Below are 3,128 nucleotides of genomic sequence, written 5' to 3'. Positions count from 1 at the left end.
GGGCCAGTCGGGCAACGGTTTCGGCCAGCGCGTCGCCGGCCTGCGGGCCCAATGCCACCGGCGATAGCGACAGGCGCTGCGCGGCGGCGGCAAAGGCGTCGCGCTCCTGTGCGGCCTCATCGGGCAGGCACAGGAACACCGGCATGGCGGACGACGGGCCGGCGGGTGCCTCGCCTGCAGCATAGACACGCGCCGCGAAGCCGCGCGCAACCTCCAGCAGCCGTTCGACATGCCGCCGGGGCAGCCCTTCGGTGGTCAGCAGGTGTATCAGTTCGCCGCGGCGATCGAGTTGCGGATTGAGCATAGGCAGGCCGGACCGCGCGCCTCAGGACGCAGGCAGGGTGTCCAGGTATCGTTGCAGGATGACGGCCGCCGCCATCGCGTCGTCGGCGGCATGGGTGCCCAGCAGGCGCTGCGCCTCCATGCTGGAGCCGCGTTCATCGACCAGTTCGACGGCAAGGCCGAAGCGGCCGTGCAGTTGATTGGCGAAGCGGCGGCAGCGCGCGGTGGCCGGCTGTTCTCCGCCCTCGGCATCCAGCGCCAGTCCCACCACGACGCGATGGGGCTGCCACTCCTGCAAGAGCGCCGCGATGCGGCCGAAGCGCGCCTCGCGGACTTCGCTGAAGATGATTTCCAGCGGACGCGCCTGGCGCGTCAGCGTATTGCCGATGGCGATGCCGATCTTCTTCTCGCCGAAATCGAAGGCCAGCAGGGTCTCTTCAGGCATGGCCGGCATCGCCCGCCAGCATCACCGGATCGATGCCCAGCAGCTTCAGCGCGGCCGGATAGCGCTCTTCGGGGGGCACGTCGAAGATGATGTTGTCGTCGGCGCCCACGCTGAGCCAGGCGTTCTGCGCCATCTCGCTTTCGAGCTGGCCCGCGCCCCAGCCGGCATAGCCCAGCGTGACCAGCATGCGCGCCGGTCCCTTGCCGTCGGCCACGGCCTGCAGCACATCGCGCGAGGTGGTCAGCGCCATGTCGCCCAGCTTGATGCTGGAGCTGTAATCGCCGGCCGGCGCGTGCAGCACGAAACCGCGGTCGGTTTGCACCGGACCGCCAAAGAAGACCAGGGTGTCCTTCACGGGACCGATCTCGAGCGTCAGGTCGATGCGTTCGAACAGGGTGCCCAGCGTCAGGTCGGTGGGCCGGTTGATGACCAGGCCCAGCGCGCCACGTTCGGTGTGCTCGCAAACATAGATGACCGAGCCCGCCAGGCTGCCCTCCACCATGCCCGGCATGGCGATCAGGAACTGGTTGGCGAAGTTGGCCGCCTCTGTCGTGGCGTCTTCGTGGTGTTTTTCCGTCATGGCAACCCCTACATGGGTAATCTGAAAGAACCGTGGGGAGGCCACTCGTGCCCAGCAAGCATCATGCCTGGAGGCAGTCCGTCCCACGGTTGCGAAGGATGGGGCGTAGTCCCATCTTACGAGCCTTGGCGGAATATGTCGGCGCTACGGCCTCAGATTTCCATCAGTTCGAAGTCCTCTTTGCGGGCGCCGCATTCAGGACAGACCCAGTTCGGCGGCACGTCTTCCCAGCGGGTGCCGGGCGCAATGCCTTCATCGGGCAGGCCGGCCTCTTCGTCGTAGACCCAGCCGCAAATCAAACACATCCAAGTACGCATAGTTCTCTCTTACATCAATTCCAGGCCTTTGCCCTGCGTCAGGGCAAAGGTGAGGGGCTTCCATTAGAATGGGGACAATCTTACCGAAACCCAATAGGGGTTCCCCTGATTCACCGCAAATGAGTCCGGGCGCCCCCTACTCTAGCGCTGTCCAAGTGGCCCCCGTTACTCCCCCTCTCGTTTTGGTCTTCGGTCCGCTCGACCCCTCGGGTTCCGACGGCTTGCCGGCAGACGCCGTCACCTGCGCCAGCCTCGGCTGCCATGGCCTTGCGGCCGTGACCGCGCTGACCGTGCGGGATACCGCCGGCATCGAAGAAATCCATCCCGTTACACCTGACCTGCTGGACGACCAGGCGCGCTGCCTGCTCGAAGACATGTCCGTGCAGGCCATCAAGGTGGGCGGACTATACACCGCGGAAACTGCCAGCGTCGCGGCGCAGGTCGCCGCCGACTACAGCCAGGTGCCGCTGGTCCTGCATCTGGGCCAGCGCGCCCAGCCGCCAGCCGACGCCGCCGACGAGGACGAGGCCGACGACCTGCTGGCCGCGACCCTGGAGCTGGTGCTGCCGCAGACCGACCTGCTGATCATCGAGCACCTGCGCCTGGCGCAATGGCATGCCGACGGCGACATTGATATCGGGGACGCACCAACGCCGATGCATGCCCTGGTGGCGGCGGGCGCAGAGTGGGTCCTGGTCCTGGGCAGCCCGCAGCGGCCCGGCCACTACGCCAACATGCTGCTCGGCCCGAACGGCCAGGTCGCCATCCTGCCATGGCAAGCGCCCCCGGACCGCAACGGCGACGCCGGCGGCGTGGCCGCCACCGCCATCGCCGCCATGCTGGCGCGTGGCCTGGAAATGCCGGAAGCCGTGCGCCAGGGCCTGGCGCACGCCGATACGGCGGTCGCCGCCAGCTTCCTGCCGGGCATGGGCCGGCGCATCCCCAACCGGATCCAACCGCAATGAAACCGCTGCGTTTTCCCGCCGGCCTGTATGGCGTCACCCCTGAATGGGACGATACCGATCGCCTGATGCAGGCCGTGCGCAAAGCCGCCGAGGGCGGCATGCGGTCGCTGCAGTTGCGCCGCAAGAACGTGCCCGACGCGGTGCGTGCCGAACAGGCCCGCGCGCTGGCGCCGCTATGCCGAGAACTGGGCGTCGTGTTCCTGATCAATGACGACTGGCGTCTGGCGCTGGACGTCGGCGCCGACGGCGCCCACGTCGGCCGCGAAGACGAAAGCCTGGCGCGCATCCGCGCCGAAGCCGGCCCCGACCTGATCCTGGGCGGCTCCAGCTACGACGACCTGGCCCGCGCCCGCGAACTGCTGGATGCCGGCGCCGACTACATCGCCTTCGGCGCGATGTTCACCTCGACCGTCAAGCCGGACACCGTGCGCGCGCCCCTGTCGGTGCTGACCGAAGCCCGCCGCCTGGTCGAAGAGCGCGACGCGCCCCGGCCCGCGGTGGTCGCCATCGGCGGCATCACGCCCGACAACGCGCTGCTG

At 68.2% G+C, this 3,128-nt stretch carries 5 protein-coding genes and 1 pseudogene; 2 read left to right on the top strand and 4 right to left on the bottom strand.

The features are described from left to right. The 4 genes and pseudogenes from VIR09_RS07385 to VIR09_RS07370 all read right to left on the bottom strand — a co-directional run. A pseudogene (locus VIR09_RS07385) lies at positions 1-304 on the bottom strand (aspartate carbamoyltransferase); the annotation flags it as partial. A gap of 21 nt (positions 305-325) precedes the next feature. Further along, positions 326-727, bottom strand: coding sequence for a Holliday junction resolvase RuvX (ruvX, locus tag VIR09_RS07380; RefSeq protein WP_013391358.1), 402 nt, complete (start codon positions 725-727; stop codon positions 326-328). Next, positions 720-1,307 (bottom strand): YqgE/AlgH family protein, encoded by a 588-nt coding sequence (locus VIR09_RS07375; protein ID WP_332012283.1) that lies wholly within the window; start codon positions 1,305-1,307, stop codon positions 720-722. The genes ruvX and VIR09_RS07375 overlap by 8 nt, the downstream gene beginning before the upstream one ends. A 152-nt stretch (positions 1,308-1,459) precedes the next feature. Then, a complete protein-coding gene (locus tag VIR09_RS07370) occupies positions 1,460-1,624 on the bottom strand; it encodes a rubredoxin (protein ID WP_003814980.1) in 165 nt (54 codons plus the stop codon). Between the two features lie 155 nt (positions 1,625-1,779). On the opposite strand from VIR09_RS07370, the gene VIR09_RS07365 reads away from it, so the two are divergent. Continuing rightward, positions 1,780-2,589, top strand: coding sequence for a bifunctional hydroxymethylpyrimidine kinase/phosphomethylpyrimidine kinase (locus VIR09_RS07365; protein ID WP_349259024.1), 810 nt, complete (start codon positions 1,780-1,782; stop codon positions 2,587-2,589). Continuing rightward, positions 2,586-3,128: thiamine phosphate synthase (locus VIR09_RS07360; RefSeq protein WP_332012281.1), on the top strand; the 543-nt coding region annotated here is incomplete at its 3' end. The genes VIR09_RS07365 and VIR09_RS07360, both read left to right, overlap by 4 nt.

This window comes from Achromobacter sp., assembly GCF_036567245.1.
Lineage (GTDB): Bacteria > Pseudomonadota > Gammaproteobacteria > Burkholderiales > Burkholderiaceae_B > Achromobacter.
Note: the sequence above shows the minus strand (reverse complement) of the source record. Positions and strands in the feature narration are given on the sequence as shown.

Coding starts and splice junctions, on each gene's coding strand:
- ruvX (WP_013391358.1), bottom strand. CDS start 727: ATGCCTGAAGAGACCCTGCTGGCCTTCGATTTCGGCGAGAAGAAGATC.
- VIR09_RS07375 (WP_332012283.1), bottom strand. CDS start 1,307: ATGACGGAAAAACACCACGAAGACGCCACGACAGAGGCGGCCAACTTC.
- VIR09_RS07370 (WP_003814980.1), bottom strand. CDS start 1,624: ATGCGTACTTGGATGTGTTTGATTTGCGGCTGGGTCTACGACGAAGAG.